Here is a 17,862-nt window from a genome sequence, read left to right as displayed (position 1 = left end):
GGGAAAAACCGTTCAAATCTTGGTCTGAAAACAAGCACTTAGCGGCGTATTCTGGCGCCAGTGCCGGGATGAAAAGTGGGCAGGAAGGAAAGACTGTAAGATCCTGTTTTTGCCCTTAATCCGAGGTCCCTCTGATGCTGCAGACGCCAGACACATTTCAGCCCCTGATCCGGCCACCCGAGCATGCTATTCCTGCAACCTTGCTAGTTTGTCGAGGTCAGTTGCTATTGCGCAACAATGATCATGCTTTGCCAGAGGCAGAAGTGATTGAAAAACTGAAAGTTCCGGCCGAGCGCCTGCATCCGCTGGGCCTATGGCAGGGCTGCTATTACCAGATGGGCTGGGTGGACGAGCCCGAGGCAGCCGTGCCCGGTTACGGCTTTGCCGGCCTGCGCAGCCTGTTCGGCGTGATCGATGACGGGCTGGCCGCGCTGGCCGCACGCGCCGTGCAACTGGCCGAATGGGCCCGCACCCACCAGTACTGCGGGGTGTGCGCGACCCCCATGCAGCGTCTGGAAGGCGAGCGTTGCTATGCATGTCCGGCCTGCGATATGCGTGCCTATCCGCGTATTTCGCCGGCCATGATGGTGCTGGTGCGCAAGGGCGATGCCGTGCTGCTGGCCCAGCATGCACGCCCCGGCGCGCCCCGCTACACGGCGCTGGCCGGTTTTCTCGAAGCGGGCGAATCGATAGAGGACGCCGTGCACCGCGAAGTCTACGAAGAGGTGGGCTTGCGCGTACACAATCTGCGCTATTTCGGCAGCCAGTCCTGGCCCTTCCCTCATTCGCTGATGATTGCCTACACGGCCGACTATCTGAGTGGCGAGATCCGCATCGATGCCAGCGAAATCACTGATGCGCGCTGGTTCGGGCCGGACGATGCGTGGCCGGAACTGCCCACCGCCACCTCGATCGCGGCCGAACTGCTGCAGGCCAACCGGCCACAGCGCTAGCCGGTGCGGCCGGCCTGAAACCGGTATACTGTCGCCCATTCGTTCAGCTTAGTTCAGCTTAGTTAAGGTAAGGTAGTACAAAGATGTCGCAAAACACATTCAATGAAGACGACTGGCGTCGTCTGATCGCCAGCTTCGGCGAAGACCCTAGCCGTCCGGGCCTGCTGGAAACGCCAGCCCGCGTGAGCAAGGCCTGGCAGCACTGGACTTCCGGCTATGCGCAGGACCCGGTGGAATTGCTGAAGGCGTTCGAAGATGGCGCCGAGCAGTACAACGAACTGATCGTGGTACGCAACATCCCCGTGTACAGCCATTGCGAGCACCATCTGGCGCCGTTCTTCGGCAAGGCCACGGTGGGCTATGTCCCGAACGGCAAGATCGTCGGCCTGTCCAAGCTGACCCGTCTGGTGGACTGTTTCGCCAAGCGTCTGCAGGTGCAGGAACGCATGACCATGCAGATCGCCAATGCCCTGATGGAAGTGCTGGAACCAAAAGCCGTCGGCGTGGTCGTGCGCTGCCGCCACCTGTGCATGGAGAGCCGCGGCATCCGCACGCCGGGCGAAGAAACCGTGACCTCGGCCATGCTGGGCGAGCTGCAGCCGAATCTGGCCATGCGCACGGAATTCCTGGCACTGGCGCGCGAAGACTAACGGGGGGCCAGCAACCTGCGGGCCCAACACACAGACTGACAGCAGCAAAGGTAGATCGATGACGGCAATCACATGGTGGCAAGGCACGCCGGCGGCAGCGCTGGCTCAGGCGGCAGCACAACAGCAGCCTTTGTTTCTGTACTGGGGTGCACAGTGGTGCCCGCCGTGCAACCGGGTGAAATCGGAAATCTTTGCGCACAGCGCAGTGCAGGCGCTCAGCCGCCAGCTGCTGTGCTACCAGCTCGATGGCGACAGCGCCGGGGCGCAGCAACTGGCCGGGCAGCTGCGCTTGCGCAGCTATCCTACGCTGGTGCTGTTTGCGCCCGATGGCCGGGAAATCACCCGCCTGCCCTGCGAGTTCGATGGCGAACGATTCGCCGCCGCGCTGGCGCAGGCGCTGGCCGTGCACGCCGCCGGTTCCAGTGCGGCCACGGCGCTGCAGGCGGCACTGACTGCCAGCCGTGCACTCAGCGCAGCCGAGTGGAATTTGCTGGCCGATTATTCCTGGGATACGGATGAAGGTGCTTTGCTCGGCGAACGGGCGCTGGCGCCCACGCTGCTGGCGCTGCTGAACGCTGGCACCGCTGCGGCCACGGCGCTCACTGCGCTGCCTAGGCTGCAGCTGCACGCGCTGCTGGCGCAGGCCAGTGCGCCGGAAGCCGGTGCAGCCCTGCTGCTGGCCGTCTGCGCGGACGAGGCTGTGGCCCGCGCGAATATGGATTTGCTGAATAACTACGGCATCGAACTGGTCAAGCTGTGCGCCCGGCGCGAAACCGTGGCGGCAGCCCTGCGTGATCGTGCGGCCCTGTGGGCCGACGATTTCTGGCTGGCGGCGCCCGATAAACTGGCAGCGGCCCGTCTGCAATTGCGCATGGCCCGTCTGCTGGCACCGAGCGCCGCCCTGCACGAGCTGGCGCACCGGCAGGTGGCGGCAGCGCTCGATGCGGCCAGCGATGCCTACCAGCTGCACACGCTGGTCAACACGGCCGTGAGCCTGCTCAATGAAGCGGGGCTGGGCACGGATGCCGAGCATTTGCTGCAATCCCATCTGCCTGAATCGCATACGCCGTTCTACTTCATGCTCAGTCTGGCGGGCATCGCCAAACGGCGCGGCGATACGGCCGCGGTGCTGGACTGGTACCAGCATGCTTACGAAACGGCGGTCGGTCCGGCCACCCGCATCCAGTGGGGTGTGACCTATCTGAGTAATCTGCTGGAACTGGCGGCCACGGAGACGGCCCGCATCGAGCAGGCGCGGCAGGCATTGCTGGAGGATGTAGCGATGGCCGGCGAGGATGCGCGGCATCAGCGCAATGCCGGCCAGTTGCAGAAACTGGCGCGCTGGCCACAACTGGCACTGCCAGCCTGACGCGGCCGGCAGCCGTCACGATTATTTGTGGGCGGGCGCCGTGTCGGGCACGGTTTCCAGCACGGCTGCTTCGAACACCAGTTTTTTCTCGTCGACGCGGAACACGCCTATCAGTTCGCCGCCATCGCCTTTGACATCGGGATACTGGCTGCAGGTCTGCGATTCTACCTGCCATACTTCTTCGCCGGCGCGCAGAGTCCAGACGTTGTCGCCGCCGGACAGCAGTTCTACTTCCACATCGTCGGCCGGCATAGCCGTCAGCGGGATGCGGCGCAGGCAATCGGGCAGATGCTGGATGATGATTTCCACATCACTGTCCTTGCTCCAGAAATGCTTCTGCACGCGATGCAGGGTCAGCACATGGCCGCCATTCTCGCCATCCACATGGTAGGAGGCGCTATCGTCGACGCAGGCAGTGAGCAGCAGGGAAGTCAGAATAATCAGCAACTTGCGCATGGGGCGGGTTTCCGTTCAGGTTACGCTTAATGTAGCAACATTATAGCGATCTTGCAGCAGTGCTCTATAAAACAACAATGCCCGTGCAAGCACGGGCATCAGATCAGTTCGCGGTGCAGCAATCTGTCCCCGCTGGAGGACAGATCATTGCCAGCAGACTTGCTTAGAAGCGGTAGCCTACGCCTACGCCAACCAGCAGTGGGTCTACTTTAACAGCGCTAGCTTTGGCGCCGCCGATGAACACATCGCTACGGATCTGTACTTTTTTCACGTCGATGTTCAGCGACCATTTCTTATCGATGGCGTAGTCCACACCAGCTTGCAGAGCGAAGCCGAAGCTGTCGTGTTCCAGACCGGCTTTACCAGCCAGCAGGTCAACTTTCGACATGGTGGTGTAGTTCACACCAGCGCCGATGTATGGCTTGATCGGAGCATCCAGTACGAAGTGGTACTGAGCCAGCAGGGTTGGTGGCAGGTGCTTGAAGGTACCGATTTTGCCGCCGTCCAGGAACACGTCGTGTTTCTGTGGGTAGGTCAGGATCAGTTCAGCAGCCAGGTTCGGCGTGAAGAAATACGATACGTCGAATTCCGGGATGGTTTTGCTGCTGACGGTCAGACGGTCCGATGCACCGGCGCCGCCAACTGGATCCGACTTGTCAGCTGGGTCGATATGCACTGCGCGAACGCGCACCAGCCATGGGGTTTCTTGTGCCACTGCGGCGGTCGATGCTGCCAGGCTCAGGGTTGCCAACACTGCTGCTGCTAAAGACTTGTTCATTTTACTTCCTCTTCTGTCGTCGTTAAGTAACGGATAGAAGTGTATTGATGCGAAGCACAAAAAACTTTGATCCAAGTCAAAAGACAAACTCTTTTTTCGGCACGTCTAAATTTTGCCTCAGGTTCGTGCTGTAAGCCTTCAGGAGCGCTTTTTAGGCGCTGGTGGCGGAGGGGGTAGCCATTTATGGTGGCGCTGACGCCAGGGGTGTCAGGGGCGGCGCAGGCGGTGGCTACGATGTTAGCGGTAACGTGCGAGGATCTGGTCTACGACGCCATCGTGCAGCAGTCCATCGATGGCGCGGCTGGCTTCGGCAAACGGCAGCGAGGCTTTGCGCGAGAAGGCGCACTGGGCTTTGTAGGAAAAAAATACCAGCTCGGCGCGCAGCTTGAGCTGCGGGTGCATGCGCTGCATGTAGTTGAGGATGTTTTCGCTGGCCATGGTGTAGGCCGTCTTCGCCGTCAGCATATTCTGCAGATTGGCCTGCATATTCGGCGCATCGACCCGGGCGAAGCGCCGGCCCAGCACTTGCTCGATGCGCGGATAGCGGTAGCCGGCAACGGTGCCGGTGGGTTGGTCGCGCAAATCCTTGAGCGAATTCAGATGCGGCGCATTGGCTTGTGCCACCACCATTTCAGCGTCCGGCAGCATCGGCACGCTCCAGTCGTAATCGCCATCGATCCAGCTCGGTGAGACATAGCACATGGCATCGGCTTTGCCGCTGGTGAGCGCTGGGGTAACGCCGTACACATCCACGCTGAGGTAGACGGCGCGCCGGCCCAGCCGCTGCGCCAGTGCATCGCCCAGATCCTTGACGATGCCGCCTGCCAGCACGCCGTTCTGGAAGCGCACCACGGGCATGGTCTGGTCTAGCGGCGCCAGCATCACCAGCTCGCCGGGCGCAGCCTGCACGGCCTGCAAAGACAGGGCAGCGAACAGAGCCAGCAGCAGTGACGGGAGGCGACGTTGCATGAGCGTGGTGTGGGGTGGCGACCGGAGCATTATAGACCGAGTGCGCAGGCGGGGGAGAAACCGCCTGCGGCGCCAGATACGGTATGGCCGCGTCAGTCCAGCGTGCGGCGATAGCGCAGCATGGCCACCGTGCTGGCGGCGATGAGGAACAGGCACATGGGCCAGAGCTCGGGCCAGAGCTGGCTGAAGGTATTCCCTTTGAGCAGGATGCCGCGCACGATGCGCAGGAAGTGGGTCAGCGGCAGCACTTCGCCGATATATTGGGCCCACACGGGCATGCCGCGGAAGGGGAACATAAAGCCCGATAGCAGCATCGACGGCAGGAAGAAGAAGAACGTCATCTGCATGGCCTGCAGCTGGTTTCTGGCGATGGTCGAGAAGGTGAAACCGACGCCCAGATTGGCGACAATGAATACGCCTATCATCGCCAGCAGCAGGGCCGGGCTGCCTTCCATCGGCACCGCGAACAGGATGAATGCCGCACCCAGTATCACGGCGAGCTGGACGTAGCCCATCACCACATACGGCAGTATCTTGCCCACCATGACTTCGCTGGGACGTACCGGTGTGGCCAGCAGGTTTTCCATGGTGCCCCGCTCGCGCTCGCGCGTCATCGCGAGCGAAGTCAGCATCACCATCGTCATGGTCAGTATGGTGCCGACTAGGCCGGGCACAATGTTGTAGCGCGATAGCCCTTCCGGATTGTAGCGCCGGTGTATGCGGATTTCGAAGGCGGGCGCGGTGCTGTTCAGGCTGCGCAGCGGGCCGGTCAGATCATGGCTCAGCGCTTGCTGGCCCAGCGCTACCAGTGCGGCAACGGCGTTGCCGGACGCGCTAGGATCTGTCGCATCGGCCGAGACCAGCAAGGCGGGCTTCTCGCCGCGTACCAGACGGCGCGTAAAGTCGCTCGGAATAATGATGACGAATTGAATCGCGCCTTGTTCTATCAGGGTTTCTGCTTCGCGCTCGCTGGTCAGTACGCACTCGACGCGGAAGTAACCCGTGTTCTGGATGGCCGCCAGTACGCTGCGCCCCATGGGGCCGCTGTCGGTACTGACGATGGCCGTTGGCAGCCCCTTGGGGTCCGTGTTGATGGCGTAGCCGAACAGCACCAGCTGAAGGATGGGCACGCCCACCGCCATGGCAAAGGTGAGACGGTCGCGCATCATCTGCTGGAACTCTTTGATGAACACCGCAATCATGCGGGCCCAGCTAAAGCGAGTGTGGCGGTGGCGATTCATGCGAAGTTATCCTCTGCCTGACCCACCAGCTTGACGAAGGCATCTTCCAGATTGCGTGCACCAGCATCGGCGACGATGGCGGCCGCCGTGCCCTGCGCCAGAATTTTGCCGTAAGCGATATACACCAGACTGTCGCAGCGCTCCGCTTCATCCATGTAGTGGGTGGAGACCAGTACCGTAATGCCTTGCTGCGCCAGTTGATGAATCTGGTCCCAGAAATCGCGCCGTGCCTTGGGGTCGACGCCGGCCGTGGGTTCATCCAGCAGTAGCAGGCGCGGCTGGTGGATCAGGCAGGCGGCCAGTGCCAGCCGCTGTTTCCAGCCACCCGAGAGCGAACCGGCCAGTTGTTCCTGTCGGGCCGTCAGGCCGAGGCGTTGCAGTGCTTCGTCTACCGTCTGCTGGCGTTGCGGCAGTTCGAACAGGCGCGCGACAAAGTCGAGATTTTCGCGGATGGAGAGATCTTCATACAGACCGAATTTCTGCGTCATATAGCCCACTTCGCGCTTGATGGCGATGGCGTCGGCCATGATGTCGAGACCGAGGCAGCTACCTTGTCCCGCATCCGGTGTGAGCAGGCCGCAGATCATGCGGATGGTGGTGGTTTTGCCGCTGCCGTTGGGGCCGAGAAAACCGACGATGCGCCCCGTTTCCACCTGCAGCGAAATAGCGTCGACCACGTTGCGGCCGCCATAGCGTTTGGTCAGCCCATGCACATCGATGGCGAGGGAAGTGGACGTCTGCATGCTAGTTGCCCTGAACGCTAGCCGTTGCCGCCAGACGCACATCCAGTGGCTGTCCCGGTTTAAGACGGGTTGCATCCTTGAGCTGCGGGCGCGCTTCCACCATGAAGACCAGCTTGCTGCGCTGGCCGTTGGAATAAATCACTGGCGGCGTGAACTCGGGCTGGGTGGCGATGCGGCTGATCTGGGCAGGAATGGGCGTGCCGCAGCCATCGCAGGAAATCGTGACGGCCTGACCGGCGCGCAAAGTGCCCACGTCCTGCTCGGGCACGAAGAAGCGCGCCTTGATATTGGCCGGCGGGAGCAGCGACAGCACGGGCTGTCCGGGCTGCACATACTCGCCCACGCGGTAGTACACCTCGGCCACCAGCGCTGCCTGCATGGCACTCTGCTGCTTCTGGCGCGTGCGCCACTGGCTTTGCTTGAGAACTTCCTGTGCCGCCTGTGCTGCTGCACGTTGCGCGGTTCTTTCATCCTGCCGGCCGGGCAACTGGGCCGCCTGCACGGCTGCGGCAAGTTCTGCCACGCGGGCGCGGCTCTGGGACAGCGTCGTGGCCGCATCTTCGGCGCGCGCCTTCGAAACAAAGCCTTGCGCGGCCAACTGTTGCTGGCGCTGCAGATCATGGCTGGCCAGTGCTTCGGCCGCCCGTGCCTGTGCCAGCTGGGCCTGCGTGACGGCCAGTTCATCGCGCCGCTTGCCGGTATCGAGATTGCTGGCCTGTGCCTGCGCGCTATTCAGCCGCGCGGCCGCTTCCTGTTGCGCGATCTGCTCGCTTTCGGCGTCGATGCTGAAAAGTGGCGCATCCTTGGCCACGGTCTGACCTGCCAGCACGGCCACGGCCTCTACCCGTCCGGCCAGCGGGGAGGACACATACACATACTCGCCTTCGGCATAGCCTGACCAGTAGGCGGGGGCCTGCTGCGTGCAGCCCGTGAGCAGGCCCGTGCAGAGTCCGGTCAGCAGCAGCGCGGCCAACGCGGGATGCAGGGAGGTGGCAGGCAGTGATTTCATGGGCTGTCTCATGTTGAAGGGTGGTGGCTGGCAGCGAGTGGTGTCGCGGGTAGCGCCAGGGCATTGAGGGCGCGGTTCACGCGGTCGGCAATCGCGGCATCGCTGAACACATCGGCTTCGACGCTGGCCGCTAGCTGGACGGGCAGAAGCTGGAATTGCATTGCGGCAGGCAGCAAGATCATGGGCGTGAGTACGGAGCCCATTAGAAAACCGAAGCGCTGCATAGGCGCAGCGGGTGGCAGTTCACCGGCCTCAGTGGCTTCTTCCAGCAGGGCCATCAACAAGCCCACGTGGCGTGGTGCATTGTGTTGCAGGAATAGACGTGCCACCTCCTCGCCCAGCCCCGCATCGGTCCAGACCCGGCTGATCCAGTTGCCATGCTGGCGTATCAGCCGGCCCAGCAGGCAGAGTGCGGCACGCAACCGTTCCAGCGCAGAACCCTGCTGGGCAGCCTGCGCTGCCAGCTGCTCAAACACTTCGTCATACAGCCCTTGCAGCAATACGCCGACGTAGTTGTTCTTGCTCTGGAAGTGGTAGTGAAACATGCCGACATTGGCGCCCGCATGTTCACAGATCTGGCGCACGGACAGGCCTGCAAAGCCGTGTTGCGGGTAAAGCTCACGCCCGCTGGCGAGCAGAGTCTGGTCGATATTTTGCGAGGGTCGGGCCATGGAACTGGTTATTGGTCATGTGACTAATAACTAGTCTCCGCCGAATGACGGGCCCTGTCAAGCAGTGCTCGGGCCCGCGTCATCAGTCAGGGCGATCAGCTGGCTGAGCCACGCTGGCGCCGTTGTGCGATTCCACACCAGCCAGACGGATTCATTGCAGACGAAGGGGCAATCGAGCGTGCGTATGCGCACCAGACCCGGTTCGGTGAGCGCCGCTTCGGGCAGGTAGGCCAGCGCTTCGCCACGCCGCACAAAACCCAGCAGCAACTGCAGATCGTCGGCCAGATACGCGATCTGGCGCGGTAGCACATCATCGCGCCAGCCATCGGAGCGCTGGCCCCGATCCTGTCCGCAGAACAGCGAGCGGGTGGGGCAGGCAAACGCATGCGCCAGCACCTGCGCTACCGGAAGCTGTATCGTGCCGTCGGCATCAGGCTGGTGCTGCGCCAGCAGAGGATGGCTGGTGCCGGCCACCAGTTGCAGGGCGGTGCTGCCCAGTGCCTGTCGATCCCAGTCGGCCGACCAGCTGGCGCCGGCACCGTCGATCACCGCGCCCGTAACGATGGCGACATGCAGGTCGCCGCGTGCCAGTGCGCGCAAGGCTGCTTCTTCGTACAGGGCTTGCAGGCGCACCGTGCCATTGCCACTGGTGCGCAACTGCTGGGCAAGGCGGGGACCTTCGCGCCACAGCAGGATGGCCGGTCCACCGATGTTCAGTTCGACACTGGCGCGGGCCCCCTGCAAGTCCGCTGCGGTCTGCGCGGCCAGCGCGATCAGATGCTGGCCACGCTCGCGCAATAGCTTGCCCGCCGAATTGAGCACCAGCTGGCGTGTGCTGCGGTCAAACAGTTCGCTCGACAGGCTTTGTTCCAGACGGCGCAGCGCCTTGGACACGGCGGACGGCGTCAGGTGCAGCTGTTCCGCTGCGGCCAGTAGGGAACTGTGGCGGGCCACGGCCAGAAAAACGCGCAGGTCAGACAGGTTCATTTTCCAATTGGGACATTAAAGTTGAAAATCATTTGCTTTACGTTCATGTATTGCGCTCGCTAATATGCCTACTTTTTCATCAACAGGCAAGCAGGCATGACTATTCTGAATCGCCAGTGGATCTACCAGCAGGCGCCGGTGGATCTGGTCGGCCCCGAACACTACCGCTATGAGGAACAGCCGCTCGATACCGCGCTGGGGCGCGACGAATTGCTGATCGCAGCGCGCTACATCAGCGTCGATCCTTACATGCGTATCGGTCAGTCGGGCAAGCCTACCTATGATCCGCACCCGCATCCGGTCGGCATCGTGCAGCAGGCCGGCGTGGTGGCGCAGGTGCTGGCCTCGAACGCGGCGGGTTTCCAGCCCGGCGACTGGGTGCGCACCTACAGCGGCTGGCAGACCCATGCCGTGCTGCATGCTTCCGCTGTGAACCGGATCGATCCGCAACTGGCGCCCGTCAGCACGGCGCTCGGTGTGCTCGGCATGCCGGGGCGCACGGCGTGGTTCGGTCTGACCGAGGCAGGCAAGCCGCGTGCCGGTGAAGTGGTGGTGGTGTCCGGCGCGGCCGGTGCCGTGGGTTCGCTGGTGGTGCAGTTCGCCAAGAAGCATGGCGCGCGCGTGCTGGCGATAGCCGGTGGCGCGGAGAAATGCCGCTGGCTGCAGGAACAACTGGGCGCAGACTGGGTGCTCGATTACCGCGCCTATCACGATCACGCCGCGCTGGCGGCACAGATCCGCCAGCTGACCGGTGGCGTCGATGTGTACTTCGACAATGTGGGCGGCATGGTCACCGATGCCGTGGTTGGCGAAATCAAGCGGCGCGCGCGCATCGTGATCTGCGGGCAGATCAGCCAGTACAACGGCCATCTCGACGCGCCCACGCTGGGGCCGCGCTTCCTGCACCATGTGCTGTACCAGCGCGCCACCATACAGGGCATCCTCGCGCGCGACTATCTGCACCGCATGGATGAAATGCTGGCCATCGTCGGGCCGTGGGTACAGCGCGGCGAAATCGTGTTCGAGCAGCATGTGCTGCACGGTTTCGAGCAATTGCCGCAGGCGCTCAACGCCCTGTTCACGGGCGAGCATCGCGGCAAGCTGCTGGTGGAGGTCTGATGCGCACGCGCTGCTTCGCCCTGCTGGCGCTGCTAATGCCTATGCTGGGCTGGGCGGCGGATGCCAGCTACGGCCTGCATGGCATGGCACTGTTCGGGGATAAGGATGGGCTGTACGCATCGCATCTGCCGATGTTCCATGCGCCGCACGATACGCAGGTGGTCCTGCGCGTGCATTTTGCGAATGCCGAACTCGATGTTGCCGTGCGTACGGAAGTTCAGGCGGGGACAGGCTTGTGGACGCTGGAGCCGGAGCAGTTCGAACTGTCGCGGCTGGGCCCGGATGCAGCGATGCCCCTGCGTCAGTTCACGGCGCATGCCTATCAGGGGCACTTTGAGCAGGACGGAAAGCTGCGCTATCCCGATGCAGCGTTAATCGTGGATGAGGTACTGCTATTCCGTCCCTTGCAGCATCAGGCACAAGTGCAGCAGCAAGCGCGCTATATTCCTGTAGGCAGCTTTCTGATCAAGCTGATCGATAGCCGGCCAGACTTTGACCACATCGTTCGCCTGCGCCAGCCTGTCGCGCAGGCGGTGCAGCTTGAAAAGAACGGTGTGGAAGCGAATACAGCAGCGCTGGCGCGGCTTGTTCCTATAATCGGAACGGTCTACTACTGCAGTGCCGATCTGCGTTAAGCGCGCAGACTTGCCTTGTGGCGGCGCGCAAAGCCGATCAGGCCCAGACCAGCAAGCAGCATGGCGTAGGTTTCCGGCTCTGGTACTGGCAGTGGCGCGGTGAACTCGAGCTTAATATTATCGACCACTTGCTGGGCACCATAGTTCTTGCTGACCACATGCAGGCGTACAGCATCGATATTGCTCCAATTGAAGTGCACGAGAACCGGGGTGGTTGCAGAAGTATTGACTGACAGGGTTTTCTTGAGCTGGCCGTTGTCGTAGCCGTAGAACTCCACCGTGCTATCACGCCATGCTGCGGTAAGCAGCAGATCGTATAGCGTGAAATTCTTGTCGCTTCCGCTGGAGAAACTTGCATCGTCACCTCTTGAATTAAAGGCAGCGTACTTGCCGGAAACCGTGCCCCACACATAGCCGGAGTTGGGAATCGAGTTACCTTCGATGACGCCAAAATTGGACCAGTCCAAGCCAGCATAGCGGGTATCGATAATGTATCCAGAATATACTGAGGCGCCGTAGTCATCGAAATCGATGGTGATTTTGCCGGCGTGCGCGTTGAGCGATAAGGCCAGCAGGCCGAGAGAGAGCGAGGTCTTGAGGAAGGATGGCATGGTTACTCCGTGTATCAGCAAAGATGCAGATGTATGATTGGATAATTGTGTTAGCACAATATCATCTAAAAAATCACCACTCCATAGTCTGAATGGATTGAATTGCAACTTTTTGATTAGGAGTAAGGGTCCGGGAAGCAATGTGATCAGGGGGGGAACATGCTGTACTGGCGACTGACGGGATTAAGCCTGGAGGGGCTTACAGGTGCGCAAGTAAGCGCATAGCCGCTACTTCCAGTTCTGCGATCTCTTTGCAAATGATAGAGGCTTCCCGTAATGGTTCCACCTTCCTCTCCTCCCCAGCAACTTGTATGAGTTCCGCTACTTTTGCCCAGTTGTGCGCGGAAGCGCCGAACTGTTCCGCAGCCCTGTCAACCAGCTCCTTGCCTTGATCAAGGTGGCCTAGCGATTCAATCAAAAAGTCGCGATAGAAGTTACGAAATAACGATCCTCCTGTGCCTGCTTTCTCCATGAGCAGCGCGGTCTGTGCGAGGTCCTGATCAGGGGCACGACTGATCTGCAGCCATTTCGGCAAAGAGGTCGAGAGCTTGCGAATCCCGAGGTGGGAAGCGCCCTTAAATGCAGGCGTCAAGTACGCCGCCGCATTCGAACGTATCGCTTTACGAATGGCAGCTGGCAAGTCCATCATCTGGTCAGAGCGGGTGATGGTCCAGGACCTGGCTCGTGCAGCCATGGGGCCCCTTGCGAAGCGAGCTTCTTCAATTCTCCGGCGCGCGACCTGATGGGTTGTTCCCTGTTGAGTTGTGTCTACGACCCAGACGCTATCAGAGTCGATGCCATAGACAGCGACAAAGTGCCCTGCGAAGTGAAAGGGATTTGAAAAGTAGTCGAGGTAGTAGGCGTCAAGCTGAAGGCCGACCGGCACCCTGCCGTGTATGGTCTTTTCCAGGTTGATCCAGGCCTTGGTTCTAGAGCTAGTTTCAGTGGCGTGGCAGACGACTCCGAGGTTTTGACAAAGCGCCGTCGTGAGATCGAAAGGCTGCACGCGGCCGCCGATGAAGGGAAGAGGTAGTGTGGCCAGATTGAGGAATACAAAACTTAGTCCTTCACCTAGCCCAAAGAGCATAGGCTCCGACAGGTCAATGCCGATGGCCTTGAGAAGCGACCCAGTCGCGACTGTTTCGCAGTGTGCACCTTTGTAAGGTTGGAAGTCTGGGATCAACATCGATGTCATGAGCACTCTCCAGTAATCAACTGCGCAAAGTTCCGTGCCATCTGCACCTCATGAGCCACACCTTGCATGACGTATTCGAACAAGAGTGAAGCAGATCGTGACTCAGCAGTATTCGGTTGCGCCATTTTTGCTGCCTCAATGTCCGCCAGACGACTGCGCAGTTTGCTTTCGCGGCTGGAAAACAGAGTCGCGAGACGTTTCGCGGGAACACAACCGCTGAACGCCAAAGCCAGTTTGAACGAGGTCGACTGCTCACGTGCGTCCACGATGGACTGTTCAACCAGATTCCGCAGTACCAAGTGCCCATGCGCGCTGCTTGAGTAGAGCAATCCCGACGGGCCGCGACCGCGCTTTTCCACATCGTGGATCGTGTCGATCAAATCTGTCCCTCGCAGTGCCTTGAGGTGCTTGTAAACATTTGAAGCGCTCAGGTTCGCCCAATGCGACATTCCTCGCGTTGCGGCCAGCATCATCAGGCCATAGCCTGAAATTGACCCGGTTTCACTTATCAGTCCGAGCAGCGCGAACTCAGCGTCTGAGAGAGTATTTTGGTCCATAATTGGAATATTACACCACGAGAGTATTTTGAGATAAAAAAGGGACCAACAGGATAGCCCCTGCTGGCCCTTCAGTTTGCTCCGCCTCCGGAAATTTTCATCAACTGAGTGAATGAATTTTTACCAAGCGGTCGAGTTTTTCATTTTGTGTATTGCCCGACAAGCTTACACGTCGATATTACCGGCGCGCAGAGCGTTGTTTTCGATGAAGGCACGGCGTGGTTCCACATCGTCGCCCATCAGGGTGGTGAAGATTTGGTCGGCAGCAATCGCGTCTTCGATCTGTACCTTGAGCAGACGACGCACTTGCGGGTCCATGGTGGTTTCCCACAGCTGATCCGGATTCATCTCGCCCAGACCTTTGTAGCGCTGTTTCGATACCACGCGCTCGGCTTCGTCACGCAGCCATTCCATGGCGTGGTGGAAGTCGGTCACGCTGGATTCCTTGGTGCGCTCGCCTTCGCCGCGACGCACGTAGGCGCCTTCGCCGATCAGGCCCGTGAAGGTGGCCGAAGCAGCTGCCAGTACGGCGTAATCGGCACCGCGTACGAAGTCAGGATCGATCGCGCTGACTTTGACGTTACCGTGATGCATACGCTCGATCCACAGCAGGTGCTTGCCGGTCAGCTCGTCCGAGCGTACCGAAACTTTGACGTTGCTGTCGTTGATGTTGGCGTTCAGCGCGCTGGCCGAAGCTTCCGCCAGTTCGGCCGTATCGAGGTTCAGCGTGACGCCCGTCATGATGGCGGTCAGCGCAGCGCGGTCGATCACGCGGGTCAGACGGGTCATGATGACGTTGGCCAGATTGAACTGGCGTACCAGTTCGGCCAGCGCTTCGCCGACGATAGGATCGGCGCCTTCGCGCGGGGTCAGGGCGGCCGTGTTGAGCGCTACATTCATCATGTAGGTGGCTTCTTCGGCGTCGTCCTTCAGATAGCGCTCGTCGCGGCCGGCTTTGACTTTGTACAGCGGCGGCTGGGCGATGTAGACGTGGCCACGCTCGACCAGTTCCGGCATCTGGCGGTAGAACAGGGTCAGCAGCAGGGTACGGATGTGGGCGCCGTCGACGTCCGCATCGGTCATGATGATGATGCGGTGGTAGCGCAGTTTTTCGACGTTGAATTCGTCCGGTCCGATCGAGGTGCCCAGCGTGGCGATCAGGGTGGTGATCTGTTCCGACGACAGCATCTTCTCGAAGCGCGCCTTCTCCACGTTCAGCACCTTACCGCGCAGCGGCAGAATCGCCTGGAACTTACGGTCGCGGCCCTGTTTGGCCGAGCCGCCTGCGGAGTCACCCTCGACGATGTACAGTTCGCACAGGGCCGGATCTTTTTCCTGACAGTCGGCCAGCTTGGCCGACAGGCCCAGACCATCCATTACGCCTTTACGGCGGGTCAGGTCGCGTGCCTTGCGGGCGGCTTCACGGGCGCGCGCTGCTTCGACGATTTTGCCGCAGATGATCTTGGCGTCGTTGGGTTTTTCCTGCAGGTAGTCGGCCAGCGTTTTTGCCACGATCTCTTCGACCGGGCCACGCACTTCCGACGATACCAGCTTGTCCTTGGTCTGCGACGAGAACTTAGGCTCCGGTACTTTTACGGACAGCACGCAGGTCAGGCCTTCGCGCATGTCGTCGCCCGAGATCTCGACCTTGGCTTTCTTGGCCAGTTCCTGCTCTTCGATGTATTTGTTGATCACGCGGGTCATGGCCGCGCGCAGACCGGTCAGGTGGGTACCACCGTCACGCTGGGGAATGTTATTGGTGAAGCACAGTACCTGTTCATTGTAGGCATCGTTCCACTGCATGGACACGTCCACCGAGATATTCGTGCCCTGATCGGACAGACGCTCGCCGGTAGCCTGGAACACGGTCGGGTGCAGCACCGTCTTGGCCTTGTTGATGTATTCGACGAAGCCGCGCGTGCCGCCTTCGAAAGCAAACACTTCTTCCTTGCCGGTGCGCTGGTCGGTCAGCTTGATGTTGACGCCATTGTTCAGGAAGGACAGTTCGCGGATACGCTTGGCCAGAATTTCGTAATGGAATTCGACCACGCCGAAGATGGTTTCGTCAGCCCAGAAGTGCACGTCGGTACCGCGCTTGTCGGTCTCGCCGATGACTTTGATAGGGGAGACAGCCACGCCATCCTGCATGCTCATTTCGCGGTTCACGGGCACGCCACGGGCGAACTCCATGAAGTGCACTTTGCCGTCGCGGCGGATGGTCAGCTTCAGGGTTTTCGACAGTGCGTTCACGCACGACACACCCACGCCGTGCAGACCGCCCGAGACTTTATAGGCGTTCTGGTCGAATTTACCGCCTGCGTGCAGCTCGGTCATCACGATCTCGGCAGCGGAGCGCTTAGGATCGTGCTTGTCGTCCATCTTCAGGCCGGTCGGTACACCGCGGCCATTGTCGGTAATCGAAATCGAATTGTCCGCATGGATGGTGACGACGATTTCCGTGCAATGGCCAGCCAGCGCTTCGTCAATCGAGTTATCCAGCACTTCGAACACCAGATGGTGCAAACCGGTGCCGTCCGAGGTGTCACCGATGTACATACCGGGACGTTTGCGCACCGCTTCCAGACCCTCGAGGATCTGGATAGACGCGGCGCCGTATTCTTCGGTCTTGGCCGGAGCGCTTGCTGCTTGTTCTGCTGGAATGGCGGACATGTGCTGCTTTCTTTTATATCTGGACAGTAAAAAACGCGGTACAACGAACTATGCTAATCACTAGAGCTGGATCAGATCCGCATCGGCATGACGACATATTTAAAGTCGGCATTGTCGGGGATGGAAATCAGCGCGGACGAATTGGAATCGCCCAGTGCCACATTGACCTGATCGCATTTCAGATTGTTCAGTACGTCGAGCAGATAGCTGACGTTGAAACCGATATCGACGCTGTCGCCGCCGTAATCGATTTCCAGTTCTTCCACGGCCTCTTCCTGATCGGCATTGGTCGAGCTGATTTTCATGCTGCCCGGGGTGATGATGCAGCGCACGCCTTTGAATTTATCGCTGGTCATGATGGCGGCACGTTGCAGCGAACGCAGCAGCTCATCGCGGCCGATAGTGAATTCGTTCTGATAGCCTTTGGGAATCACGCGGGTGTAGTCAGGGAACTTGCCTTCCACCAGTTTCGAAATCAGTTCGATGTCGGCGAAGCGCAGCTTGACCTGATTGGCGGCGATGTCCAGTTGCACGGTCTCGTCGTTTTCTTCCAGCAGGCGCTGCAGTTCGATGATGGTCTTGCGCGGGATGATGACTTCCTGACGGGCAAAGGTCTGCTCCGTTTCCACCTGGCAGAAAGCCAGACGGTGGCCGTCGGTCGCCACGGCGATCACGTTGTTACCATCGAGCACCAGCAGCAGGCCGTTCAGGTAGTAGCGGATGTCCTGCTGGGCCATGGAGAAGTGCACCATGTTGAACAGGTGCTTCAGGGTTTTTTGCGGCAGGGTCACGCTGGCGCTGTAGCTGTCGGCTTGCTGCACGGTAGGGAATTCTTCCGCGGCCAGCGTTTGCAGGGCGAAGCGCGATTTGCCCGACTGTACGGTCAGGCGCTTGTTCAGCAGCGTCATGGTGACGTCGCCCGATTCCGGCAGTGCGCGCAGAATGTCGAGCAGCTTGCGGGCGGCCACGGTGGTGCCCGTCACTTCCGCGCCGGAACCGATGTCGGCGTGGGTGGTGATCTGTACTTCGGTGTCAGTGGACAGGAAGGAGACGCTCTCGCCCTCTTTGCTGATGAGGATATTGGCCAGAATCGGCATAGTGTGCCGACGCTCGACAATACCGCTCACGATCTGCAGTGGCCGGAGAAGAGTATCTCGGGTGGTTTTGACCAATTGCATAGCTTATCCTCAGGTTTAAAGATTGAATCGTAAATTTTTAACAACTTTGCCTTGTGGGCAGATTGCCTAAA

At 60.4% G+C, this 17,862-nt stretch carries 17 protein-coding genes and 1 pseudogene; 5 read left to right on the top strand and 13 right to left on the bottom strand.

Going from position 1 to position 17,862, the window contains the following annotated elements:
* The first annotated feature begins 134 nt into the window (after window positions 1-134).
* The 3 genes from nudC to GTP23_RS13405 all read left to right on the top strand — a co-directional run bounded on the left by nudC (window position 135) and on the right by GTP23_RS13405 (window position 2,972).
* On the top strand, window positions 135-953 hold the full coding sequence (gene nudC, locus GTP23_RS13415; protein ID WP_161035655.1) for an NAD(+) diphosphatase: 819 nt from the start codon (window positions 135-137) through the stop codon (window positions 951-953).
* An 83-nt stretch (window positions 954-1,036) separates the two neighbouring features.
* Window positions 1,037-1,603 carry a GTP cyclohydrolase I FolE gene (folE, locus tag GTP23_RS13410; RefSeq protein ID WP_161035654.1) on the top strand — a complete coding sequence of 189 codons (567 nt, stop codon included), beginning with the start codon at window positions 1,037-1,039 and terminating at the stop codon, window positions 1,601-1,603.
* 58 nt (window positions 1,604-1,661) lie between these two features.
* Window positions 1,662-2,972: a thioredoxin family protein gene (locus GTP23_RS13405; protein WP_161035653.1), complete on the top strand. Its 1,311-nt coding sequence runs from the start codon at window positions 1,662-1,664 to the stop codon at window positions 2,970-2,972.
* Between the two features lie 21 nt (window positions 2,973-2,993).
* Here the strand turns inward: GTP23_RS13405 and GTP23_RS13400 are convergent, their stop codons facing one another.
* From GTP23_RS13400 to GTP23_RS13365, 8 genes and pseudogenes are all read right to left on the bottom strand, one after another.
* A complete protein-coding gene (locus GTP23_RS13400) occupies window positions 2,994-3,428 on the bottom strand; it encodes a hypothetical protein (protein WP_161035652.1) in 435 nt (144 codons plus the stop codon).
* A 163-nt stretch (window positions 3,429-3,591) separates the two neighbouring features.
* Window positions 3,592-4,206 carry an OmpW/AlkL family protein gene (locus GTP23_RS13395; RefSeq protein ID WP_161035651.1) on the bottom strand — a complete coding sequence of 205 codons (615 nt, stop codon included), beginning with the start codon at window positions 4,204-4,206 and terminating at the stop codon, window positions 3,592-3,594.
* Window positions 4,207-4,443: 237 nt separating this feature from the next.
* Entirely contained in the window at window positions 4,444-5,175 is a 732-nt protein-coding gene (locus GTP23_RS13390) for a substrate-binding periplasmic protein (protein ID WP_161035650.1), read from the bottom strand.
* Window positions 5,176-5,267: 92 nt separating this feature from the next.
* Window positions 5,268-6,416, bottom strand: a complete 1,149-nt coding sequence (locus tag GTP23_RS13385; protein WP_161035649.1) for an ABC transporter permease — start codon at window positions 6,414-6,416, stop codon at window positions 5,268-5,270.
* A gap of 68 nt (window positions 6,417-6,484) precedes the next feature.
* Window positions 6,485-7,159: pseudogene (gene ccmA / locus GTP23_RS13380) on the bottom strand (heme ABC exporter ATP-binding protein CcmA); the annotation flags it as partial.
* A 1-nt stretch (window position 7,160) separates the two neighbouring features.
* Window positions 7,161-8,168: an HlyD family secretion protein gene (locus tag GTP23_RS13375; RefSeq protein ID WP_229256101.1), complete on the bottom strand. Its 1,008-nt coding sequence runs from the start codon at window positions 8,166-8,168 to the stop codon at window positions 7,161-7,163.
* Between the two features lie 8 nt (window positions 8,169-8,176).
* The gene (locus GTP23_RS13370; protein WP_161035646.1) at window positions 8,177-8,839 is read right to left on the bottom strand and encodes a TetR/AcrR family transcriptional regulator; all 663 of its coding nucleotides are present in this window, start codon (window positions 8,837-8,839) and stop codon (window positions 8,177-8,179) included.
* A gap of 57 nt (window positions 8,840-8,896) precedes the next feature.
* Window positions 8,897-9,826 (bottom strand): LysR family transcriptional regulator, encoded by a 930-nt coding sequence (locus tag GTP23_RS13365; protein WP_161035645.1) that lies wholly within the window; start codon window positions 9,824-9,826, stop codon window positions 8,897-8,899.
* Between the two features lie 96 nt (window positions 9,827-9,922).
* Here GTP23_RS13365 and GTP23_RS13360 point away from each other — a divergent pair, with 96 nt between their 5' ends.
* Both GTP23_RS13360 and GTP23_RS13355 read left to right on the top strand, forming a co-directional pair.
* Window positions 9,923-10,945 carry an NADP-dependent oxidoreductase gene (locus tag GTP23_RS13360; RefSeq protein ID WP_161035644.1) on the top strand — a complete coding sequence of 341 codons (1,023 nt, stop codon included), beginning with the start codon at window positions 9,923-9,925 and terminating at the stop codon, window positions 10,943-10,945.
* The gene (locus tag GTP23_RS13355) at window positions 10,945-11,580 is read left to right on the top strand and encodes a hypothetical protein (protein WP_161035643.1); all 636 of its coding nucleotides are present in this window, start codon (window positions 10,945-10,947) and stop codon (window positions 11,578-11,580) included. The genes GTP23_RS13360 and GTP23_RS13355 overlap by 1 nt, the downstream gene beginning before the upstream one ends.
* Here GTP23_RS13355 and GTP23_RS22770 read toward each other — a convergent pair.
* The 5 genes from GTP23_RS22770 to dnaN all read right to left on the bottom strand — a co-directional run bounded on the left by GTP23_RS22770 (window position 11,577) and on the right by dnaN (window position 17,791).
* Window positions 11,577-12,191: a PEP-CTERM sorting domain-containing protein gene (locus GTP23_RS22770; protein ID WP_229256100.1), complete on the bottom strand. Its 615-nt coding sequence runs from the start codon at window positions 12,189-12,191 to the stop codon at window positions 11,577-11,579. The genes GTP23_RS13355 and GTP23_RS22770 overlap by 4 nt on opposite strands.
* 199 nt (window positions 12,192-12,390) lie before the next feature.
* Window positions 12,391-13,386: a BtrH N-terminal domain-containing protein gene (locus GTP23_RS13345; protein ID WP_161035642.1), complete on the bottom strand. Its 996-nt coding sequence runs from the start codon at window positions 13,384-13,386 to the stop codon at window positions 12,391-12,393.
* On the bottom strand, window positions 13,383-13,943 hold the full coding sequence (locus GTP23_RS13340; protein ID WP_161035641.1) for a hypothetical protein: 561 nt from the start codon (window positions 13,941-13,943) through the stop codon (window positions 13,383-13,385). Before GTP23_RS13340 ends, GTP23_RS13345 begins: the two co-directional genes overlap by 4 nt.
* Window positions 13,944-14,108: 165 nt before the next feature.
* Window positions 14,109-16,613: a DNA topoisomerase (ATP-hydrolyzing) subunit B gene (gene gyrB, locus GTP23_RS13335; RefSeq protein WP_161035640.1), complete on the bottom strand. Its 2,505-nt coding sequence runs from the start codon at window positions 16,611-16,613 to the stop codon at window positions 14,109-14,111.
* Between the two features lie 71 nt (window positions 16,614-16,684).
* Window positions 16,685-17,791 carry a DNA polymerase III subunit beta gene (gene dnaN / locus GTP23_RS13330; RefSeq protein ID WP_155436461.1) on the bottom strand — a complete coding sequence of 369 codons (1,107 nt, stop codon included), beginning with the start codon at window positions 17,789-17,791 and terminating at the stop codon, window positions 16,685-16,687.
* Between the last annotated feature and the right edge of the window lie 71 nt (window positions 17,792-17,862).

Source organism: Duganella fentianensis (assembly GCF_009857835.1).
Lineage (GTDB): Bacteria > Pseudomonadota > Gammaproteobacteria > Burkholderiales > Burkholderiaceae_D > Rugamonas > Rugamonas fentianensis.
Note: the sequence above shows the minus strand (reverse complement) of the source record. Positions and strands in the feature narration are given on the sequence as shown.

Excerpts from the sequence above, each read along its gene's own strand:
- GTP23_RS13390 (WP_161035650.1), bottom strand. The coding sequence starts at position 5,175 with ATGCAACGTCGCCTCCCGTCACTGCTGCTGGCTCTGTTCGCTGCCCTG.
- GTP23_RS13340 (WP_161035641.1), bottom strand. The coding sequence starts at position 13,943 with ATGGACCAAAATACTCTCTCAGACGCTGAGTTCGCGCTGCTCGGACTG.
- GTP23_RS13405 (WP_161035653.1), top strand. The coding sequence starts at position 1,662 with ATGACGGCAATCACATGGTGGCAAGGCACGCCGGCGGCAGCGCTGGCT.
- GTP23_RS13395 (WP_161035651.1), bottom strand. The coding sequence starts at position 4,206 with ATGAACAAGTCTTTAGCAGCAGCAGTGTTGGCAACCCTGAGCCTGGCA.
- GTP23_RS13355 (WP_161035643.1), top strand. The coding sequence starts at position 10,945 with ATGCGCACGCGCTGCTTCGCCCTGCTGGCGCTGCTAATGCCTATGCTG.
- nudC (WP_161035655.1), top strand. The coding sequence starts at position 135 with ATGCTGCAGACGCCAGACACATTTCAGCCCCTGATCCGGCCACCCGAG.
- gyrB (WP_161035640.1), bottom strand. The coding sequence starts at position 16,613 with ATGTCCGCCATTCCAGCAGAACAAGCAGCAAGCGCTCCGGCCAAGACC.
- GTP23_RS13360 (WP_161035644.1), top strand. The coding sequence starts at position 9,923 with ATGACTATTCTGAATCGCCAGTGGATCTACCAGCAGGCGCCGGTGGAT.
- GTP23_RS13365 (WP_161035645.1), bottom strand. The coding sequence starts at position 9,826 with ATGAACCTGTCTGACCTGCGCGTTTTTCTGGCCGTGGCCCGCCACAGT.
- GTP23_RS22770 (WP_229256100.1), bottom strand. The coding sequence starts at position 12,191 with ATGCCATCCTTCCTCAAGACCTCGCTCTCTCTCGGCCTGCTGGCCTTA.
- GTP23_RS13345 (WP_161035642.1), bottom strand. The coding sequence starts at position 13,386 with ATGACATCGATGTTGATCCCAGACTTCCAACCTTACAAAGGTGCACAC.
- GTP23_RS13370 (WP_161035646.1), bottom strand. The coding sequence starts at position 8,839 with ATGGCCCGACCCTCGCAAAATATCGACCAGACTCTGCTCGCCAGCGGG.
- GTP23_RS13375 (WP_229256101.1), bottom strand. The coding sequence starts at position 8,168 with ATGAAATCACTGCCTGCCACCTCCCTGCATCCCGCGTTGGCCGCGCTG.
- dnaN (WP_155436461.1), bottom strand. The coding sequence starts at position 17,791 with ATGCAATTGGTCAAAACCACCCGAGATACTCTTCTCCGGCCACTGCAG.
- GTP23_RS13385 (WP_161035649.1), bottom strand. The coding sequence starts at position 6,416 with ATGAATCGCCACCGCCACACTCGCTTTAGCTGGGCCCGCATGATTGCG.
- GTP23_RS13400 (WP_161035652.1), bottom strand. The coding sequence starts at position 3,428 with ATGCGCAAGTTGCTGATTATTCTGACTTCCCTGCTGCTCACTGCCTGC.
- folE (WP_161035654.1), top strand. The coding sequence starts at position 1,037 with ATGTCGCAAAACACATTCAATGAAGACGACTGGCGTCGTCTGATCGCC.